Annotated in this window: 19 protein-coding genes; 9 read left to right on the plus strand and 10 right to left on the minus strand. The window is 32.0% G+C overall.

Features of this window, described 5'->3' with window-relative positions:
* A partial coding sequence (locus C7H52_RS00030) for a T9SS type B sorting domain-containing protein (protein WP_146129990.1) occupies window positions 1–392 on the plus strand: 392 nt, incomplete at its 5' end.
* A gap of 70 nt (window positions 393–462) precedes the next feature.
* Here the strand turns inward: C7H52_RS00030 and C7H52_RS00035 are convergent.
* Together C7H52_RS00035 and C7H52_RS00040 are read right to left on the minus strand one after the other, a co-directional pair.
* Window positions 463–663, minus strand: a complete 201-nt coding sequence (locus tag C7H52_RS00035) for a dodecin family protein (protein WP_106461836.1) — start codon at window positions 661–663, stop codon at window positions 463–465.
* Between the two features lie 46 nt (window positions 664–709).
* Entirely contained in the window at window positions 710–1,618 is a 909-nt protein-coding gene (locus C7H52_RS00040) for a NifU family protein (RefSeq protein ID WP_106461837.1), read from the minus strand.
* A 198-nt stretch (window positions 1,619–1,816) separates the two neighbouring features.
* Between C7H52_RS00040 and C7H52_RS00045 the strand changes: the two genes are divergently transcribed.
* On the plus strand, window positions 1,817–2,824 hold the full coding sequence (locus C7H52_RS00045) for a PorP/SprF family type IX secretion system membrane protein (protein ID WP_106461838.1): 1,008 nt from the start codon (window positions 1,817–1,819) through the stop codon (window positions 2,822–2,824).
* 52 nt (window positions 2,825–2,876) lie between these two features.
* Here C7H52_RS00045 and C7H52_RS00050 read toward each other — a convergent pair whose 3' ends face one another.
* Window positions 2,877–3,905, minus strand: coding sequence for an SIMPL domain-containing protein (locus tag C7H52_RS00050; RefSeq protein ID WP_106462057.1), 1,029 nt, complete (start codon window positions 3,903–3,905; stop codon window positions 2,877–2,879).
* 284 nt (window positions 3,906–4,189) lie between these two features.
* Here C7H52_RS00050 and C7H52_RS00055 point away from each other — a divergent pair, with 284 nt between their 5' ends.
* The 3 genes from C7H52_RS00055 (at window position 4,190) to C7H52_RS00065 (ending at window position 7,597) form a co-directional block, all read left to right on the plus strand.
* Entirely contained in the window at window positions 4,190–6,271 is a 2,082-nt protein-coding gene (locus C7H52_RS00055; RefSeq protein ID WP_245918503.1) for a tetratricopeptide repeat-containing sensor histidine kinase, read from the plus strand.
* Window positions 6,272–6,275: 4 nt separating this feature from the next.
* On the plus strand, window positions 6,276–7,010 hold the full coding sequence (locus tag C7H52_RS00060) for a LytR/AlgR family response regulator transcription factor (RefSeq protein ID WP_106461840.1): 735 nt from the start codon (window positions 6,276–6,278) through the stop codon (window positions 7,008–7,010).
* 68 nt (window positions 7,011–7,078) lie between these two features.
* A complete protein-coding gene (locus tag C7H52_RS00065; RefSeq protein ID WP_106461841.1) occupies window positions 7,079–7,597 on the plus strand; it encodes a gamma carbonic anhydrase family protein in 519 nt (172 codons plus the stop codon).
* 81 nt (window positions 7,598–7,678) lie between these two features.
* Here the strand turns inward: C7H52_RS00065 and C7H52_RS00070 are convergent, their stop codons facing one another.
* Both C7H52_RS00070 and C7H52_RS00075 read right to left on the minus strand, forming a co-directional pair.
* Window positions 7,679–8,584: a GYDIA family GHMP kinase gene (locus C7H52_RS00070; RefSeq protein WP_106461842.1), complete on the minus strand. Its 906-nt coding sequence runs from the start codon at window positions 8,582–8,584 to the stop codon at window positions 7,679–7,681.
* Window positions 8,585–8,608: 24 nt separating this feature from the next.
* Window positions 8,609–9,904 carry a hydroxymethylglutaryl-CoA reductase, degradative gene (locus C7H52_RS00075; RefSeq protein WP_106461843.1) on the minus strand — a complete coding sequence of 432 codons (1,296 nt, stop codon included), beginning with the start codon at window positions 9,902–9,904 and terminating at the stop codon, window positions 8,609–8,611.
* A gap of 177 nt (window positions 9,905–10,081) precedes the next feature.
* Between C7H52_RS00075 and C7H52_RS00080 the strand changes: the two genes are divergently transcribed.
* From C7H52_RS00080 to C7H52_RS00090, 3 genes are all read left to right on the plus strand, one after another.
* Complete coding sequence (locus C7H52_RS00080) at window positions 10,082–12,265, plus strand: S9 family peptidase (protein WP_106461844.1); 2,184 nt, start codon at window positions 10,082–10,084, stop codon at window positions 12,263–12,265.
* A 28-nt stretch (window positions 12,266–12,293) separates the two neighbouring features.
* Complete coding sequence (locus C7H52_RS00085; protein WP_106461845.1) at window positions 12,294–13,883, plus strand: peptide MFS transporter; 1,590 nt, start codon at window positions 12,294–12,296, stop codon at window positions 13,881–13,883.
* 104 nt (window positions 13,884–13,987) lie between these two features.
* Entirely contained in the window at window positions 13,988–14,533 is a 546-nt protein-coding gene (locus tag C7H52_RS00090; protein WP_106461846.1) for a thioredoxin family protein, read from the plus strand.
* Between the two features lie 2 nt (window positions 14,534–14,535).
* Here the strand turns inward: C7H52_RS00090 and C7H52_RS00095 are convergent, their stop codons facing one another.
* Genes C7H52_RS00095 through surE form a run of 5 tightly spaced genes read right to left on the minus strand, consistent with a single transcriptional unit; the run spans window position 14,536 to window position 19,329 of the window.
* Window positions 14,536–16,530: a ComEC/Rec2 family competence protein gene (locus C7H52_RS00095; protein ID WP_181256189.1), complete on the minus strand. Its 1,995-nt coding sequence runs from the start codon at window positions 16,528–16,530 to the stop codon at window positions 14,536–14,538.
* A gap of 48 nt (window positions 16,531–16,578) precedes the next feature.
* The gene (locus tag C7H52_RS00100) at window positions 16,579–17,145 is read right to left on the minus strand and encodes a C40 family peptidase (RefSeq protein ID WP_106461848.1); all 567 of its coding nucleotides are present in this window, start codon (window positions 17,143–17,145) and stop codon (window positions 16,579–16,581) included.
* 9 nt (window positions 17,146–17,154) lie between these two features.
* A complete protein-coding gene (gene lpxB, locus C7H52_RS00105) occupies window positions 17,155–18,267 on the minus strand; it encodes a lipid-A-disaccharide synthase (protein ID WP_106461849.1) in 1,113 nt (370 codons plus the stop codon).
* A 2-nt stretch (window positions 18,268–18,269) separates the two neighbouring features.
* The gene (locus C7H52_RS00110) at window positions 18,270–18,560 is read right to left on the minus strand and encodes a hypothetical protein (RefSeq protein WP_106461850.1); all 291 of its coding nucleotides are present in this window, start codon (window positions 18,558–18,560) and stop codon (window positions 18,270–18,272) included.
* Window positions 18,553–19,329 carry a 5'/3'-nucleotidase SurE gene (gene surE, locus C7H52_RS00115; protein ID WP_106462058.1) on the minus strand — a complete coding sequence of 259 codons (777 nt, stop codon included), beginning with the start codon at window positions 19,327–19,329 and terminating at the stop codon, window positions 18,553–18,555. The genes C7H52_RS00110 and surE overlap by 8 nt, the downstream gene beginning before the upstream one ends.
* Window positions 19,330–19,482: 153 nt before the next feature.
* Between surE and C7H52_RS00120 the strand changes: the two genes are divergently transcribed.
* Entirely contained in the window at window positions 19,483–21,633 is a 2,151-nt protein-coding gene (locus C7H52_RS00120) for a carboxy terminal-processing peptidase (protein WP_106461851.1), read from the plus strand.
* The last annotated feature ends 1 nt before the right edge of the window (window position 21,634 follow it).

Here is a 21,634-nt window from a genome sequence, read left to right on the forward strand (position 1 = left end):
CTAACGAGCCAAATGATGGGACGTACACCTTTACCGATGTAAGCGCAGGAGAGCATGTAATTACGGTAAGAGATAAGAATGGCTGTGGAGAAGCAAGTGCAACAGTACTGGCAATGGACTACCCATTATTCTTTACACCAAATGGAGATGGCTATAACGATACGTGGAACATTTACGGAATCGCAAATCAGCCAGATGCGACGATTTACATCTTTGACCGTATGGGCAAACTCTTAAAACAAATCAGTCCAACAGGCGCAGGATGGGATGGAACCTATAATGGTAACCCAATGCCAACAAGCGACTACTGGTTTACAGTAGAGTATAGAGAGCCAAACTCAACTTCAGATGAGAAGAAACAGTTTAGAGCACACTTTACACTGAAGCGATAAGATTGAAGTTCAATAAAAAAAAGCCCAACTTACAAATTCGTAAGTTGGGCTTTTTTATAACTGTATTTTTTTAATTAACCTCGAAGGTAAGTTTCAGGTTAACTCTAAACTCTGTCACTTCATTATCTTTTACAATAGCACTTTGCTCACGAACATAAACAGATTTTATATTCTTAACACTTTTAGAAGCCTGTTTAACGGCTTTTCTTGTGGCATCTTCCCAGCTTTTTTCTGAGTTAGATAATACTTCAATTACTTTTAATACTGCCATAATTTTATGTTTTTATTAATTAATAGCAGTTAATTTACTAAAAGTATTAGCCATTTATAGCCTCAACAGTAGAAACTTTGTCTTTCATCATTTCCTTAAGCATATTTTCAATACCGTTTTTAAGTGTAAATGTAGAAGATGGACAACCACTGCAAGCACCTTGTAAAATTACTTTTACCTTTTTGGTTTCAGGATCATAAGAGTCGAATTGAATATTTCCACCATCACTAGCTACAGCAGGTTTTACATATTCTTCAAGTATATTTATAATTTCTTTAGACGTGTCATCTAATTCTTCATATTTTTGATCTAAAGCTTCAGATGTTTTTTCTTTAAACACTTCTGTGTCTGGGTTTACAATGTTTTCTCCAGTTTCAATAAATGCTTTTATAAATTCTCTTAGTTCATTAGTAATATCCTGCCATTCAGCAACATCAAATTTTGTAATTGAAACGTAGTTTTCATCAATAAAAACAGATTTTACAAAAGGAAAATGAAATAGTTGACTTGCCATTTTAGACGATTTGCTTTCATCTATAGAAGTAAATTCAAAAGCGTTTGTCACTAATTTTTTATTGGTTACAAATTTTAAAACTGATGGGTTTGGTGTGCTTTCAGCATAAACGGTTACAGCTATTTTTTTGCTGGTTGTTTCTTCAGAAATATTTGTAACTGGTTTACCGCTATTTAAATAGTTTTCAATTTGCTCGGCAACTTCATCCTGAACACTTTTCCAATCGATAATATTATAGCGTTCTATTGCAATAAAATTACTTGAAATGTATACTTTTTTTACAAAAGGTAAATGAAATAACTGTTGTGCTATAGGCGAGTCTTTTGCTTCATCTATATTGTTAAACTCAAAACTCTGGTGTTGTGTTATAAATTGATTGGTTTCAAACTTAATGATGGTTTCGTTTGAAGTAGGCTGTATGTTTATTTTAAAAGAATCCATTTTTTTTTTTGGCAAAAATAGGAAACTTAAAATCTAAAATTTGTTAATTAAGGATATTATGCTCATTTTTAACTAAATCAATTAAACAAACCATTTATTTAATAAAACTAAATTTATATATTTGGCTTTATTATATACTATATTGGATATAATTATTTTAATGATGTGTTTCAAATTACATCAAATAGATATTTGACTATGAAGTTTAACAAGCTATTATTAGTAGTGTTTGCAGCACTATGTTTCTCAAACCTATCTCAAGCCCAAGAAGGTTTGCCAATTTACTCAGATTATTTAACAGATAATTTATACTTACTTCACCCATCTATGGCTGGTGCAGCTAATTGTGCTAAAATAAGATTGACAGGAAGACAACAGTGGTTTGGAGATGAAGATGCCCCAAGATTATTAACCGTAAGTGCCAATGGAAGAATTGGAGATACTAAATCTGGTATTGGAGGTATTGCTTACACAGATAAAAATGGGTTTCACTCTCAAACAGGAGTTTATTTAACTTATGCTTATCATTTACTATTCTCTAGAAGTGAAGTAGATTTAAACCAATTATCTTTTGGTTTAAGTGCAGGAGCTATTCAGTATAAGTTAGATGAAACGCAGTTTAGAGATTTTGACCCTATAGTGGCAGGAATTGAGCAATCGGCAACAAACTTTAATGTAGATGTTGGTTTTTCTTATAACCTATATAATTTCTACGCTCACGCAACAGTGAAAAATTTATTAGAAAATGAAGGTATTAACTTTAACGAGCAAGGTTTAAGTTATAATAACTTAAGAACATATATCTTTTCTTTAGGAAATACATTTGCAGTAAGCGATGATTTGGCTGTAGAACCTTCTTTTATGATTTTTCACAGAGATGCTACGAAAGAAACAACTTTTGATGTTAATGTTAAGGCATACAAGCAAATGGACTTTGGACAGGTTTGGGGTGGACTATCTTACAGAAGAAGTTTAGATGGTGCTGAATACCTTAATCCAGATGGAACCGATGTAGATTCTCAAAAATTACAGTATATCACACCAGTTTTAGGAGTAGACTACAAGCAGTTTGTGTTTGCTTATACGTATAGTTACCAATTAAACGATGTGGTATTTAATAAAGGTGGTTTTCACCAATTTACTTTAGGATATAATTTTAACTGTAGAAGAGCTAAATACAGCTGTAACTGTCCTGCAGTAAACTAAAATAATATAATATTTTAAAAAAGGCTCTGTCAACTGACAGAGCCTTTTTTTATTAGTTAGAAGGTAATTCTTTATAGCTTACATTACCATTAGGAGATACTAAGTAATACTTATATTTAGTTTCAATTTTGGTTATGGGCTCTTGCTTTTGTTCAATAGGTTTTGGTGTTAATTGTAATTTAATATTCATACCAACTTGTACAACTGGTTCTAAAATGCTTGGGTTAACCACAATATCAAAATCTTCATAAGTTATGGCCTGATAATAATATGACGTTTGTTTTTCAGCAGTAGTTACTCCTTTTCTTTTAGAAATAGCTTCGTAGGATACACTATTAAATGCTTGGTAACTTCTGTAAAAATCTTTTGGGAAATAACAAAAGCTTTCATCGGCAACACTTGGTGTATATGTAGAAATATCAAAGCCTAAAGCTTCATAATAGGTTTTCCTTTCATTAATTAAGGCAACTAATTTTGCTTGAAGATTTTTGTAAACTGAATTAACATCAGCAATAAAATAGTCCACTTTTACCAGATTGTAAATTTCGTGAGATGCACAAATTTTTAGAATAGATTCAAAGTCTTGGGTTTTAGTAAATGTAATCATTACATTTTTTTGAAGCTCAAAGCCAATTGGTATTTCATTATAGGTTTTACTAAATAGTTTTTTAACCACTTCTAATTCAAATTTCGGCACAAAAGAAATAACGTCTACCGCAAATTGGTTAGGTTTAATACCAAGTTTTGTTAATTCGGCTTTAACGGCGTTAATACGTTTATCCATTAATAAATTTGTAGAGTCTGCAGTTGGACCAATTTGAGATAAATTAAATACCGCCGTATAATTGGCGGCAGTTACATTTTGTAATGCTTTTACATCTATAGTTAAAATGTTAGAAGGGTTTAATTGACCAAAATAATTTTGTCTTTTTATGGGGTTATAAATAGGAGCATTTCCGGTATGAGAAATGTTTTGTCTGGAAATAGTCCCGCTTTCTAAATGATTGAAATTGCCTTTATGTTGTGCATATAAAGTAATATTCGTTAAAATAAGGACTAAAAGAATTAAGTTGTTTTTCATAATAAATAGTTTTTTTATAGAACTCAAATGTGTGAGTAAATCATTAAAAAAACTATCCATAATGCGTCACTTAGGCTAAAAAATGAGTAAAGGCCTTTTGGCATTTAGTAAACAGTCTGTTTTCTATGCTTTTTTGCCAGTTATATAGATTTTCAGGTTTTTTTTAATGTAATAAAGTATGTAAGTTTATACTTAGATATTGTGATATGAATTTTTTCCGTTGTTTACTTTTTTTATTGTATTGCTCGACCTTATGTGTAGCACAAAACACAAATGCTTCCAAAATGCGAAGCTCACAAAATTCGTATAAAACATTTACTTTAAAAGGAGAAGTTCAAGAAGAAGACCGCACACCAATTAAGGATGTTGAAATACTTGTAAATGGTGGGACATATACTAAAACAAACGCGCTGGGAGAATTTAGACTTCAAGTAAAACAAGGCGACCAAATAACCATTACAAGCGATTATTTTGACACTATTTATTACACGGTTGACACAGATGATAGACTTACTGTAAAAGTTACTGAAAGCCGCTTTAATAACACACCGCAATTACTACAAGAAAAAGCTAATGCATTCGAGACTTCTATAGACTCCGCTTTATTTTATAAAAGTGTTTCCATTGAAAAAAGTATTCAGTTTATTACAGAAAGTATAAATCATAGCAGTAGCACTAAACAAAATGCAGAAGCTTTTGAGCTTTTGGGTGATGTTTATGCAGAGTGGAATCAATTCGATTTAGCCATAACCAACTATAAAATTAGTATTAATAATAAAGATGTTGTAGATGTTCAATTAAAATTAGCAGCAGCTTACCACAAAAATAAGTCTAACGAAAATGCGTTGAAAGTTTATGACAAGCTCGCTGAAAACAATTTAAATAATTATCAGAATATTAGTTTAGATGAAGGTAAGGCAGATGTGTATTTTGAGACCTCAAAAACAAAGGAAGCACTAAACCTTTATAAAAAAGCACTTAAAAAGGCTGAAGAGTTTAAAATTCAAGAAAAAATAACCGACTTAAACTCAAAAATTGGAGATGTCTACGCTAAAATGGGAGCAAAGGACATTGCCAAAACCTATTACAACACTGCATTAGGATTAGCAGGGCAACAAAATGAAACCCGCGAAATTGAAGAAAAAGAGAAAGTTGCTAATTTTGAAAACGCAACACAGGACTATAATAAAGAAATAGAAATACGCAAAAGTGTTGTTGAAACCGTAGAAAAAAATAAAAAGAATTTTTATCTGCCAAACGAAAGTGCTTTAACTCCACAAAAACAAAATTATAAAATTGGAAATGCGTATTACCTTCAAAAAAACTATACAGAAGCTGTACCGTATTTAGAAAAAAGTATACAACAGGCGGACGAGACTGAAGATTTAGTGGTTAAGAAAGATGCCACAAAAAAGTTAAGTGAAGTGTATAGTGCCTCAAAAAATTACAATAAAGCATTAGAAACTTATAAGGATTATACCAGTTTGGTAGAGGATTTGTATCGAAAAAAAGAACAGGAAATTTCTCAAGCTGCTCGTTTTGCTAAAAATTTAGCCGAAAAGCAAAGTCGAATTCAAAGTTTAGAAACGGATAGACAACTTAGTATAAGCCAAATCAATCTTTCAAAAGAGCGAAATAAACGACAGCAGTTTTATATCTATGCCTTAATTGGTGGGCTGTTTTTGGTGTTGCTATTAGCGTATTTAATGTTTAAATACATCAAGCAACAACGCTTATCTAACAATCTTTTGGCTTTAAAATCCTTACGAAGTCAAATGAATCCTCATTTTATTTTTAATGCTTTAAACTCGGTTAATAGTTTTATCGCGGTAAATGACGAGCGTACGGCTAATAAATATTTATCCGATTTTTCTAAATTAATGCGTGCCGTTTTAGAAAACAGCGAAGAAGACTTTATACCTTTAGAAAAAGAAATTGAACTGATTAAACTTTACACGCAATTGGAACATTTTAGGTTTCAAGATAAGTTTGAGTATACTATTGATATTGATGCAGAGCTTCAGGTTTCCGATTATGAAATTCCACCGATGTTATTACAGCCATATATAGAAAATGCGGTGTGGCATGGATTGCGATATAAGAGTGAAAAAGGATATTTAAAGATAAATATTGAAGAAGATAAACCTCAAAATTTAAAAATTACAATTACAGATAATGGGATAGGTAGAGAAGAGTCCAAAGCTTTAAAAACCAATCACCAAAAAAAGCACAACAGTAAAGGTTTGGGTAATATCCAGAAACGAGTGGATATTTTAAATACCATGTATAAAAATAAAATTAGCGTCCAAGTAGTAAATAACCCTGTAGAAACAGGAACTCAGGTGGTTGTGCTAATTAAAAAATAAGTTTATGAAGTTAAATGCCATATTAGTAGAAGACGAAAAACTAAGTCGGGATATTTTAAGTAATTATTTACAAAAATATTGTCCAAACATTAATTTAGTAGGACAAGCCGAAAACATTAAAGAAGGCTTGAAGCTTATAGAAAATAACAATTTAGACTTAGTTTTTTTAGATGTCGAAATGCCTTATGGTAATGCTTTCGATTTATTAGATCAGGTAGAAAATAGAAGTTTTGAAACCATTTTCGTGACCGCTTATAATAATTATGCTATTGACGCTTTAAATGCACATGCATCCTATTATTTAATGAAGCCCATAGAGATTGATGAGCTTATTAAGGCGGTAAATTATGTAGAAAGCATAAAGTTAAAAGAAAATGCTCTACAAGAAAAAATTCTTGTGCCAATTACTACTGGTGTTCAAGGAAAAATTACCATACCTCAGCAAGACGGATTTGAAATATTAGAAACTAAGGATATCATGTTTTGCAAGGCGGACGATAATTATACAGAAATTTACTTGAACACGAATAAAAAGAAAGTGGTAAGTAAAACCTTAAAATATTTTGACGAAATTTTAGCGGATTCTGGCTTTGCACGGATACATAAAAGTTATCTGGTTAATATCAATGAAATTACAAAATACGTAAAAGGAAAAGGAGGAAGCGTTATCTTATCTAACGGAAAAGAATTGAGTGTTTCTGCTTCCAGAAAAGCCGATTTATTAGCTTATTTTAAGTAACAAATTCCTGCGGAGACAGAAACTCATTTGAATCAAGTAAAATATAATAGATTAATAACCCAAAATAAATGAAACCACTAATAAAACCAGTTAACGGACATACCCCAAAAATTGAAAAGGATTGTTATATCGCAGAAAACGCCACTATTGTTGGAAACGTGACAATCGGTAAAGAATGCAGCATTTGGTTTAATGCCGTCTTACGTGGCGATGTTAATGCTATAGAGTTGGGTAATAAAGTTAATATTCAGGATGGTGCGGTCGTACATTGTACTTACCAAAAATATGCTACAAAAATAGGAAATAACGTATCCGTCGGGCATAACGCTATTGTTCATGGATGTACTATTCACGACAATGTGCTTATTGGTATGGGAAGTATTGTTATGGATAATTGCGTGGTAGAAAGCAATAGTATTATTGCTGCAGGCGCAGTCGTAACGCAAAACACTCGAGTAGAATCTGGCAGTATTTATGCAGGTGTACCCGCTAAAAAAGTAAAAGATATTAGCAAAGAATTAATCAATGGTGAAATTAACAGAATTGCCGATAATTATGTGAAGTATTCTGGTTGGTTTAAAGAGTAGTCTTTAAGTCTACAGTCTTCAGTTTGCAGTTTTCTATTGTGTAGTTTTTAAACTGTTAGTAAGCCTTTTTTAAAGTGATTTTTAGCTCTCTAAAACCATCTCGTCCCAAGACAAAATGGTTTGAAACCTTTTAGATTCAAAATAAGACTTTGGGTTGTCCTTAGAAGCGACTAAAACAAAATCGCCACCCCAAGCGCCAAGACTTTTTATACTTCCATTAAAATCTGAAAACAACTTATTTTTAATTGTTTCTTGCTTTGTAACATTTGATATTAAAGTTTCGTGTAGGTGAAGTAATTCGCAAAACTCATCAAAATTGTTGGTTTTACTTAAATTTTCGGTAATCGAATTAATGGTCGCAACAGTATCTTCTAAGTTAAACTCTTGTGCTTTGTAGTGTTTAATCCCATCACGACTATTCTGTTTTTCATTTAAATGAACAAAATATAGGTGCTCTTTAAAATTAGGGTTAAAATGTGTAGGTGTAATTTTTGGTTTAAGATTTTTAATATGATAAAAAATTGGCGAGCTGTTTTGAGCACAAGCAATATCATAACCAGAACCACCAAAGGTTAAATTAGAAAGCTCAAACGCATCTACCTTAGCCCATTGAGCAACATTGTTTAGTAAGGTTGATGAAGAACCCAAACCCCAGTTTTGAGGAAATTCTAATTTGGAAACTACATGATAACCTGTTCCTTCAGCAAGGAATTTTGGGTTTAAAGAACGCGCCGCTTCTAATATTTTAATTAGGTTTTGCGAAACTTTGCAAGAATTAGAACACGAAAGGTTTGAACCGTTAAGGTTAAAATCGGCCTCATACCAAAGGTCATTAGTATGGGTTAAGCTTTTCCAATTTAAAAACGTTTTTTTAGTGGCTTCAACCTCTAAAGATTGTCCCATTTTTGTAGGAACAGCAAGAGCCATAGCACCATCTAAAACCACATATTCTGCGGTTATTAATAATTTGCCATGACTATAAAACATTTCTTTCAATTTAATTGTAATTTTTTATGCTCTAAGCTCTTCTAACGCTTTTACAACGCCACTATGGGTAACTGTTTCTGTTTTAAACTTTTCGACAATAATATTTTTTTCTTCTACAGTCGCTTCAAACTGATTTAGAATATTCATAAGGTGCATTTTCATATGACCTTCTTGAATTCCTGTAGTAACTAAAGATCGTAGTGCTCCAAAATTCTGTGCTAATCCGGCAACTGCTACTACTTGCATAAGTTCTTTTGCAGTTGGGTTGCCTAGAATATCTAATGCCAATTTTACTAAGGGATGTAGTTTAGTTAATCCACCTACTGTACCCAAAGCTAAAGGTAGTTCTATCCAAAATGTAAAAATGCCATTTTCAACTTTGGCGTCCGTTAAACTGGAGTAACGACCTGTTCTGCTGGCGTAAGCATGAACACCAGCTTCAATTGCTCTAAAATCGTTTCCTGTAGCTAATACCACAGCATCAATTCCGTTCATAATCCCTTTGTTGTGGGTTACAGCACGGTAAGGTTCAGTTTTAGCTATATTTACAGCTTGTATAAATTTTTCAGCAAATTCCTCTGGATGAATTCCTTTGTCTGCAAGCTCTTCAACTTTACAACTTACACTTGCTTTAACTAAACAGTTAGGGACATAATTAGAAAGAATACTCATGACCACATGAATAGGAGTTTTTAATTTCTGCGCTTCTCTTTTTAAAGTGGTTGCAAATTGCTCTAGGCAAGAATTTATAAAATTGGCACCCATAGCATCTAGAGTTTCAAACGTAGCGTGTAGCTGGTAATAGTCTTTTAAGTGTTTGGTTTTATCAACTAAAACCACATCTAAAATACCGCCACCACGTTTTTCCATATTTTTAGTTATGGCTTGAGCGTCTTGTAAAATCTGAGGTTTAATTTGGTAAAAAAATGACTGTAACTCTTCAGAGTTTCCAGCATAGGTAAAATGTACCTGACCAATTTTTTCTGTAGAAAGTACTTCGGTTTTAAAACCGCCTCGTTCTCCCCAAAATTTAGCAGCTTTACTTGCAGCAGCGACTACAGAGCTTTCCTCAATAACCATTGGAATGGTATAAATTGCACCATTTATATTAAAATTTGGTGCTACTCCAAGTGGTAAATAAAAATTCGAAATGGTATTTTCTATAAAGTCATCATGAAGGTTTTGCAACTTTTCATTGCTGTTCCAATAGGTTAAAATTGTTTCTTTTGCAGTTTCATTCCCATTTAAATAGGTCGAAACCAGCCAGTCAATTTTTTCTGTTTTAGATAGTTTGGAAAACCCCGATACTAATTTTGTCATTGTTGCAAATTGTGAGCGTCAAAGATACTATTCTTCAAGCAAATTATTTTTTTGATAGATTGAATAATTTTTAATCCTTTTTTCGTTGCTCATTTACCTCAAATAAGTCATTATTTATAGGGTTTTTTGCTTATTTTTTAGTAAACTTGACATCTTATTATTAAAAACATAAATTATATGAAGCTAATTAAGCTTATGGTAATGAGTTGCTTTCTGGTAACTTCATTTATTTCAGCACAAAATAAAGACATCACCTTAGAAGATATCTGGTCTAAAGGAACATTTAGAACCGAGCGTTTAGATGCTTTACATTCTATGAATAACGGTAAACAATATTCTGTTTTAAATTTTGATAGAGCTTCTGGAAGCACCACTGTAGATGTGTATGATTATAGTACATTAAAGAAAACAAAAACTTTAGTAAATTCTACCGATTTAACAGATGTAAAATACTTTACAGATTACAGTTTTAGTAAAGATGAATCTAAGATATTACTGGCAACAGAGCAGGAATCTATTTTTAGACGATCGACTTTAGGGATTTATTTTGTGTATGACATTGCAAGTAAAACCTTAACTAAAGTATCTGAAGATAAAATACAAGAACCTACTTTTTCTCCAGATGGTTCTAAGATTGCATTTGGTTTAAATAATAACTTGTTTATAAAGGATTTAAATTCTGGAGCAACTTCACAATTTACTAGTGATGGTGTAAAAAATAAAATTATAAATGGTATTACAGACTGGGTTTACGAAGAAGAATTTGGGTTTGTAAGAGCGTTCGACTGGAATGCTAACGGTACTAAAATTGCCTTTATTCGTTTTGATGAAACTAACGTCCCAGAATTCTCTATGGATGTTTATGGAAATAAATTATACCAAACACAAACTGTATTTAAATATCCAAAAGCAGGAGAAGCAAATTCGGAAGTATCACTTCATGTGTTTGACTTAGCTTCTAAATCTTTAACGGAAGTTAAAGTGGATAAAGAATATAAAGATTTTTATATTCCAAGAATAAAATGGACTAACAATGCTAATGTGTTAAGCGCACAATTTGCAAATAGACACCAAAATGAATTGGATTTGTGGATGATTAATACCACTAAAAACCTTACTAAATTGGTCGTTGCAGAAAACGATAAGGCTTATGTAGATGTTACCGATAATTTAACCTTTTTAGAAGATGACAGTTTTATCTGGACCAGCGAAAAAGATGGATACAATCACATCTATCATTACGACAAGAATGGTAAATTAATTAATCAAATCACCAAAGGAAACTGGGAAGTCACATCTTATTATGGATATGATGCTAAAACAGATCGTATTTTTTATCAATCTGTAGAAAATGGTTCAATAAACAGAGATGTTTATGCTATTAAATTAGATGGTCGTAAAAAACAACGCTTAAGTGAAAACACGGGAACTAATAATGCCGATTTTAGCGCCGATTTTTCTTATTTCATAAACACCTATTCTAGTGTAAATACGCCACCATTGTACACTTTAAACGATGCTAAAAAAGGTGATGTTATAAAAGTAATAAAAGACAATTCGGATGTAAGAACCGTTGTGGCTGGATTTAATATGCCTAAGAAAGAATTTTCAACTATTAATGTTAATGGGAATAATTTAAATATGTGGCTAATTAAGCCAACAAATTTCGATGCTACCAAACAATACCCATTATTTATGTACCAATATTCTGGTCCTGGATCACAACAAGTGGCTAACCAATGGAACAGTGCAAACGACTACTGGTATTATATGCTGGCAGAACAAGGTTATATTGTTGCTTGTGTAGACGGAAGAGGAACTGGTTTTAAAGGTGCCGAGTTCAAAAAAGTAACGCAAAATGAATTAGGAAAATATGAGGTTGAAGATCAAATAGAAGCCGCTAAATTATTAGGTGCAAGAGATTATATTAATCCAGATAAAATAGGTATTTGGGGTTGGTCTTATGGTGGATTTATGAGTAGTAATGCTCTGTTTAAAGGAAATGATACGTTTTCTATGGCAATTGCAGTAGCACCAGTAACCAGTTGGAGATTTTACGACTCAATTTATACAGAACGTTACATGACGACACCTCAGGAAAACGCTTCTGGATACGATGAAAATTCACCTATAAATCATGTCGATAAATTAAAAGGCGACTTTTTATTAATTCATGGTACTGGAGATGATAATGTGCATGTTCAGAATACCATGCGTATGGTTGAAGCTTTAATACAAGCTAATAAACAATTTGAATGGATGATTTATCCAGATAAAAATCATGGAATTTATGGTGGAAACACTCGTTTACACTTATACACAAAAATGACGAATTTTATTAATCGTACATTAGGACAATAATAATTTTACTAACTAATAATTAATTTATATGGAATTTAAATTTGGAGGTTCTGCAACCAATCAAAAAACGGTATTAGGTCACCCGTCGGGCTTATTTGTTTTGTTTTTTACAGAAATGTGGGAACGTTTTTCTTACTATGGAATGCGTGCGCTTTTAGTGCTTTTTTTAGTAGCGTCTTTATTAGATGAAGGTTGGGGCTGGGAAAGAGCAGATGCTTTAGTGCTTTATGGCTGGTATACTGGTTTAGTATATATCACACCAATTTTAGGAGGTTTTATTGCCGATAAATTTATGGGATACCGTAATGCAATTGTTTTAGGAGCATTAATTATGACTTTAGGTCACGCCTCTATGGCTTTAGAAGGTATTACAGATATCTTTTTCTATTTAGGTTTGTTATTACTTATTGTTGGAAATGGATTGTTTAAGCCGAATATTTCTTCTATGGTTGGGCAATTATACCTTAATCAAGGAAAAGAGAAAGATGCAGGATACACTATTTTCTATATGGGTATTAATGCAGGTGCTTTCTTAGGAATTTTACTTTGTGGGTATATTGGTGAGTCTGTAGGCTGGCATTATGGTTTTGGTTTAGCTGGAATTTTCATGTTTTTTGGGATGCTTCAATTCTATTTCGCACAGAAAATTTTTGCTCGTATAGGCTTATCTCCAAGACAAACACAAGATTTTGATGATGCTGTTGAAGATTCATTAGAAGAAACCAAAGAAGTTATTGAAGAAATTGCACATCAGGCTGAAAAATCTAAGGTAACTCGCGATAGATTAATTGTTATTGGAGTATTAGCATTCTTTACCATATTTTTCTGGTGGGCTTTTGAGCAAGCTGGTGGTTCTATGACCATTTTTGCTGCCGATTATACAGATAGGGTTTTAGTAGGGAATGGCGCATTAACCTTTAAAATATTTAACACAATCCTTACTGTGGTTCCAATGTTAATTATTACTTGGGTTTTAACCATGTTATTTAAACAAACTTTTGGTAAATATGCGTTATCTAATATTTTATTAGGTACAAGTTTTGTAATAATTTGGGCAATTGTAATTTGGATGTTAGTAAGAGAATTTAATGCAGAAATTGCAGAAGTTAAAGCTTCTTGGTTTGGTATTTTAAACTCTTTCTTTATCATTGCTTTCGCTCCATTATTTTCTAAAATATGGCAAAGTAAATACAATCCAACTGGTCCAGTTAAATTTGCTGTTGGTCTAATTTTATTAGGTCTTGGTTTTGGTATACTGGCTTATGGATCTACTGCAATTCCTTTAGGAGCTAAAACGGCATCAGTAAGTATGATGTTCTTAGTTTTTGCATACTTGTTCCATACGTTAGGAGAATTATGTGTGTCTCCTGTAGGCTTATCTTATGTAAGTAAATTGGCTCCAGTAAAATTAGTTGGTTTAATGTTTGGGGTATGGTTTGTTGCAAACTTTATTGCAAACCTAGCAGCAGGTATTACAGGAAGTTATATGGATCCAATTTTGGAAGAAAAAGGACTAACATTTTTCTTTATGATTTTTACTTTAATTCCTATTGGAGCAGGTGTAATTATGATCATTCTTAATAAAACTTTACTAAAATTAATGCATGGCATTAGATAGTAGCTTTTTATATAATTAATTTAAACGCCCCACTTTTGGGGCGTTTTATTTTTTTGTAAATTTGGAACACTATTTGCGACTACAATGTCCTAAACAAAAGTCATATGAAACATATTTTAATAGCTCTAACATTTATTTTAACAACCAGTCTGGTTTCTGCTCAAGAAATTAATTGGGTAAGCTTAGAAGAAGCTGTGGAATTACAAAAGAAAAATCCTAAGAAAATTATTGTGGATGTTTATACCTCTTGGTGTGGACCTTGTAAAATGTTAGACCGTAATACCTTTCAAAATAAAGATGTTGCTGCTTATATTAACAAAAATTACTATGCCGTAAAATTTAATGCAGAAGGAAAAGAGCAAGTAACATTTAAAGGTAAAACTTATGCTAATCCGGGTTACAAACCAGAGAATGCTAACCGTAGAAATGCGCAACACGAATTGGCTGGTGCTTTTGGCGTACGTTCGTATCCTACCATGTTATTTTTAGATGAAAAAGGTGGCTTAATCGCTCCAATAATTGGCTATAAGACGCCACAACAATTAGAACTTTATTTAAAAATGTTTAAGAGTAACGAACATACTAATATGAAATCTCAGGAAGATTTTAACGCATACTTTGAGTCTTTCAAATACGAGTTTAAAAGCTAAATTTACTCACTAGATAATATAAAAGCTCCTTTTTCAGTTGTATGAAAAAGGACTTTTTTGTTTTGAGCTGTAAGGTTCCAATCTCTTACATAGCTTTTGTAGTTGCTACCATCACTAATAATGCCTTGTGGCTTTAATTGGTCGATTAGACGGTTTATATTAATTTTAGGCGATTGTGTAAGGATAACATAATCTGGTTTTAAAGATTTTGGATATAATCCAGTACTATCAATGACTAAAATAATTTTATTCTCGAAGCTTAATATGTTTGGTATTGGTTTATAACTTACAGTATTTATATGTTTGTTTACTTTATAATTAGTACTTATATAATTAGGTATTAAATTATCTGTATAAACGGTTAATCGATTGTTGTTTTTTAAACTCATTAAACGGTGTTTGCTTCTGTGAAAAATCACAAATTCATTTGATGCTGTGTGTATTTTTGTAAGCATGAAACTGCATTGCAGTAGAATGATTGCAGATAAACTACATATTATAGTTTTGGCAGAAAAGTACTTCCATAAAAAATAAAGAGATAATACAAATAACAGTGAAGCAATCAAGTTAAAACTGCTAAAAGAAAGTTCTTTAAATATGAAAGACTCCAAGCTCGAAATCCACCGAAGTAAGTAATTCATCCCATAAATAGAATAACTTAAAGTTGAAGCAAAAAATGTTGTTAGTATAGATTTATCAAAGCTTAAAACAAGCACTATAACTAATATGGCTAATCCCAAAATTAATGGCAAAAGCGGTATAATAATTAAATTACTTAACCAGAATAAGCCAGGAATTTGATGAAAATAATAAACACTTAAAGGAATAATTCCAAATTGAGCAGATAAAGTAACTGTAAACGTTTGCCAATAGAGGTTTGTAAGTTTATATTTTGGATGCCATAAATTAGCAATTAAAGGCTGAAAGGCAACAATTGAAAATACAGCAACATAACTAAGTTGAAACCCAACATCAAATAAAAATTGAGGTTGAAATATTAGTATAATTAAGATAGAACCTATTAGCGTGTTGTAGGTATTTGTTTTTCGTTTTAAATTAATAGCTATAGAAACTAAAGTAAACATTGCGGTAGCTCTAATTACAGAAGGAGAAAACCCAGTTAAAAAAGCATAAAGCCACAGCAAAATGATAGAGCATAGGATGACTATTAAATTTCCATGCTTAATTTGTTTTAAAGGTTTTAGAATAAAGGTAATAATAAGTAAAATAATTCCCACGTGTAACCCAGACACCGCTAGAATATGTATAGCGCCAGAATCGGTATAACTATCATAAATCTCAGAAGAAATATCTTGTTTTTGTCCTAAAACCAGAGCGTTTATAATCGCAAGTTCGTCCGGACTAAAACGGTAATTTTTTAATTTGGAATTAATGGTTTGGATTAAGCGGCCATTTAAACCATTAAACGTAGTGGTTTCCTGTGTAAGCACTTTGTAGTTGGAATTCTCCAAATACATTTGATGGTAAACACCTTTGTTTTTTAAATAGGTTTTATAATCGAACTGTCCAGGATTTACGGCTGATTGGATGTCGCTAAATGCAGATTTAGTTATAACAACCGCGTCTGTAACAAGAGGTTTAACGCTGTCTTTTTTAAGTTGAATTAATACAGTTCCAGAAGTTTCCTTTTCGTCCATAGACAATACGTCTGCATAGTACTTGGAATAAAACTTATTGTCTTTTAATTTTTGTGTAATTCGTAAAATTTTAAAACTACTTTCAGAATTACTTTTTGAGGAATAATGAGAATGGTGTTTGGAAGCTGTTTGCAGTGTATAATTTAAGGCACCAATGCTTATAAATAATAAAAAAGCAATTCCTGTAAATAAACTTGTGGTCGATTTGCCTATTTTATTAAAGATTAAAACAAGAAGTCCAAGCATGGTTATAAGTGGAATACTTATGTAAACCCATGCCCAAATATCTAATTCCAAACTTCTGGCAAGCAGTATCCCAGTTATAAAACTTAAGGTCAAATACAGCAGTGCAAAATTAGTAAATCTCACACTTAAAGATAGTAAATTTTAGATTACGCGTCTCGCTTGTACAAAAGCAAAATACCAGTATTTTTCAGACAATTCAGATTCTATTACACCAAGACTTGTGGTAGAGTGAATAAATTTAACGTAACCAACTCTAGAATCTGTAACAATCCCAACGTGGTTTATAACTCTGCTGTTTTTTCTGGTCGCAAAAAACACTAAGTCGCCTTCTCGTACATCTTTTAAATCTACCCATTCGCCTTCTAATGCCATGTCTCTCGAAACTCTGGGTAAATTAATATCTTCTTCGGAAAATGCGGTACTTACTAGTCCAGAACAGTCCATTCCAGATTTTGTAGTTCCTCCAGTCTTATACTTTACACCAATGTAGTCTTTAGCATTATCAATAATTTTATTAATAAGCTCATATTCTTCTTTAGTTACAACAACTGGTTCTGTGCTTTTTGGTAGAGGTAATGTGTTAGTAGTGGAGGTTTCAGGTTCTTTTTTAGGTATAATTACTTTTCTGGTAGTTACATATTTACTTTTGCTTGAGCCACAAGAGATTAGAAATAAAAGTATAATTAAAAGTGAAACTAGCTTTTTCATAAGTTGGTTTTATGTAATGTTTTTAAAAATTAACTCAGCAGTATGTTGACTTGCGCCAATACCACCTAATTTTTTTTCTAAAATATGATAATCATTAAAAATAGCAGTTCTTTTTTCAGAAGAGATTATAGCTTGTAGTTCTTCCTTTAAACGTTTTGGATTCATTTCATCCTGAATTAACTCCGTAACAGCAGGTTTATCTAAAATTAAATTAACTAAAGAGATATATTTCAGCTTTACTAATCGTTTTCCAATTTGATAGGAAATCCAGCTGCCTTTATAACAAACTACTTGTGGAACTTTAAATAAAGCAGTTTCTAGGGTTGCTGTACCAGAAGTAACTAATGCTGCGGAGCTAATACTTAATAAATCGTAAGTTTTATTGCTAATAAATGCCACATTGCTTTTTCCTAAAAATGTTTGGTAAAATTCATAGTCTTGGCTTGGTGCACCAGCGATTACAAACTGATAGTCTTTAAAATGGTCCACCACAGTAAGCATAACGCTTAGCATTTTGCTAATTTCCTGTTTACGGCTTCCAGGAAGTAATGCAATTACAGGTTTTTCAGATAAATTGTGGGAGTTTTTAAAAGTTGTTTCGTTTACTTGTGGTCTGTTAGCTATAGCATCAATTAATGGATGACCTACAAATGCAACAGGATAATTATGTTTTTTTTCGTAAAAATCTTTTTCAAAAGGTAAAATCACATACATATGGTCCACATCTCTTTTTATGGCAGAAATCCTGTTTTCTTTCCACGCCCATATTTGTGGAGAGATGTAATATTCGGTTTTAAAACCTTTTGCTTTTGCCCATTTAGCAATTCTTAAATTAAAACCAGGATAATCAATAAAAATTATGGCGTCAGGTTGGTAGGATGCAATATCTTCTTTACAAAACTTCAAGTTATGAGTAATGGTTCTCAAGTTCATAACAACTTCAGCAAAACCCATAAAAGCCAATTCTTTGTAGTGTTTTACTAAAGTGCCACCAGCTTGCTGCATTAAGTCACCACCCCAAAACCGAACTTCGGTCTTAGAATCTATTTTAAATAGAGATTTCATAAGGTTTGCACCATGTAAATCGCCAGAAGCTTCACCAGAAATAATATAGAATTTCATATTTATACGAAATAAATTATGTATGATGTAATAGCAGCAACAAAGGTTGCTAATAGAACGCCTCGAGCTCTGTAAAATTTCTTTTTCTGTAAGAAATAGTAAAAGAAAATTAAATTAAAGGTCGCTCCTAAACAAATTAGCATCCATAAATTTTCATTAGAATAGTAGAGATTTAAAATCCACATGAAATGCGCATTCTTTATTAATGAAATAATAGAGGTCACTATTAAAACTCCAAAACTATTTGCTAATAAACCAATAAATAGTCCTGTAAAAACTTCTTTCTTAATCATTTAATTTCCAATTATTTAGTTCTTGAATGGCATGATGTGCTGTTAAATCAAATTTCACAGGAACCACAGCAACGTATCCTTTTTCTAAAGCTGCTTCGTCTGTATCTTCACCATCATCATAATTTTCAAAAGTTCCTGTTAACCAGTAATAATCTCTGCCTTGTGGGGTTTGTCGTTTATCAAATTTTTCTTTCCAGTTAGCACGAGCTTGTCTGCAAATTTTAATGCCTTTTAAATCTTCTTCAGATAAATTAGGGATATTCACATTTAAAATGACATCTGTAGGTAATCCCTTTTCTAAAACCAGTGCAGCAATTTTTTTAATATAAGGTTTGCTGGGTTCAAAATTGGCGTCCCAGCTGTAGTCTAAAAGTGAAAAACCAATAGCAGGAATACCTTCAATACCAGCTTCTATAGCGGCACTCATTGTACCTGAATAAATTACATTAATAGAGGAGTTTGAGCCATGATTAATTCCCGAAACACATAAGTCCGGCTTTCTGTTTAAAACTTCGTTTATAGCAATTTTAACACAATCTGCAGGAGTACCAGAAGAGCTGTATGTTTTATATGCGTCTCCTTTTTTAGTTAATTCGTCTAGATGTAAAACCGAATTTAAAGTTATGGCATGACCCATGCCGCTTTGCGGACTATCTGGAGCAACGACAACAACCTCTCCAATGTCACACATTACTTCAATTAAAGTTTTTAATCCAGGTGCGGTCACACCATCATCATTGGTTACTAAAATTAAAGGTTTTTTCTGCATAAATTTATAACTCATTGAAGCAAAAATACATAATTTCATGAGTTTAATTGTCTTTTGTCGAGTTTAACAAAAAATTAGTGGTCATACATTTTATTGGCACGGTTTTTTCTTTACTTTAGTGAAAATTTTACCCTTATTTTAAGCCGATTTACTATGAAGAGGAATTATAATATTTTACTATTACTCGTTCTTTTTGCTTTTGGTTCTTGTAGTTTTACAACCAAAGTAGATAACGATCCAAATAAAGATAAGCTGTTAGTTCAGATTATTACCATGGCTTTAGAGCAATTACATTTTGAGCCTAAGCAGATTAACGACGAATTTTCTAAAGAAATTTTAGCCGATTTTATAGAGACTGTTGACCCGCTAAAACGCTTCTTTTTAGAGGAAGATATTAACGATTTTAAAAAGTTTGAAACTTTAATTGATGATCAGCTAAGAAACTACGATATTTCTTTCTTTAACCTAGTTTACGACAGACTTCTTATTAGACAAAATGAAGCTAAAACCTATTATCAAGATATTGTAAAGAAACCGTTTGATTTTAGTAAAGACGAAGTGTATGATGCTGATTATGAAAATTTAGCTTATGCAAAAAATAAGAAAGAATTAAAGGATCGATGGAGATTACAGCTTAAATTTAATGCATTAACTAGTTATGATGATTTGCTTCTTGAAAAAGAAGAGCAAAACAAAACTGGTTTTGATGAGAGTTTAGTTACAGAGGTAAAAACATCTACAGCTTCTCAATTAGAAGAAAAGGCTAGAGAAGAAACGGCAAAATCTCTTAACATCTTTTTTACAGATTATATAGAGGATTTAGATAAAACCGATTGGTTTAATGTTTATGTGAATACGATTGTAGAAGAGTTTGATCCACACACTAGTTACTTAGCACCAGATGATAAAGATAAATTTGATCAGCAAATGTCTGGTAAATTTGAAGGTATTGGTGCTCGACTGCAAAAGAGACTAGATTATATTAAAATTGTAGATATCATTTCTGGAGGACCAGCATGGCGAGGACAGGAACTTGAGGTGGAAGACGTTATTATGAAAGTGCGTCAAGAAAAAGAGAAACAACCAGTTAGTATAGTAGGTATGCGTATTGATGATGCTATTAAATTAATAAAAGGACCAAAAGGTAGTAAAGTTATTTTAACGGTTAAAAAGGTAGATGGTACTATAAAAGATATTACTATTACTAGAGATATTGTAGAGCTTGAAGAAACTTATGCAAAATCAACTTTAATCACAAAAGATAAATCAATCTATGGTATAATTAATTTACCACGTTTTTATATTGATTTTGAAGATTATAATAAAAGAAATGCAGCTACCGATATTAGACAAGAAATAGAACGTCTAAAAGAACAAAATATAGAAGGTTTAATCTTAGACTTAAGAAATAATGGTGGTGGATCTTTAAAAACTGTTGTGGACATTGCAGGATTGTTTATTAAAGATGGGCCAATTGTCCAAGTGCGTTCTGCAGGACAACCACAAGAAGTGTTAGAAGATGAAGACGATGCTATAGTTTGGGATGGACCATTAGTTATAATGGTTAACGAATTATCTGCCTCAGCAAGCGAAATTTTAGCGGCTGCAATGCAAGATTATAAACGTGCTATCATTATTGGAAGTAAACAAACTTACGGGAAAGGAACAGTCCAAAATGTGCTAGATTTAAACCGTATGGTAAGAAATAATTCTCATGACGATTTAGGGGCTTTAAAATTAACCCGTCAGAAATTCTATAGAATTAACGGAGGTTCTACTCAATTAAAAGGTGTAGAAAGTGATGTGGTTGTTCCAGACCGTTATAGCTTTATCGAAATTGGAGAACGCGACCAAGAAAATCCATTACCATGGGATAAAATTGATGCGGTTAATTACAAAGTCTGGGATAAGGATTTTAACTACGACAAAACAATTTCAAATTCTAAAGATAGAATGAAAGAAAATCAACAGTTAAAGTTGATAGAGCAAAATGCAAAATGGGCTAAGATAAAGTCAGATAATAAGATATATAATTTAAATTATAAAAAATATAGAGCTAACGTTGAAGAAATAGAGCAGGAGTCTAAGCAGTTTGACGCTATAAATGATTTTAGAAACAAATTAGTTTTCAATTCGTTACCTTACGAAACCAAACTTTTTGAAAAAGATAGTACTCTAAAAGAAAAACGTACACGCTGGCATGAAAACTTAACAAAAGATGTTCATGTAGATGAAGCTGTAAATGTACTAGACGATATGTCTAAAACATACGATATTAAAAATGTGGCTACCATAAAAAATTAAT

The organism is Aurantibacter aestuarii, assembly GCF_003008425.1.
Taxonomy (GTDB): domain Bacteria; phylum Bacteroidota; class Bacteroidia; order Flavobacteriales; family Flavobacteriaceae; genus Aurantibacter; species Aurantibacter aestuarii.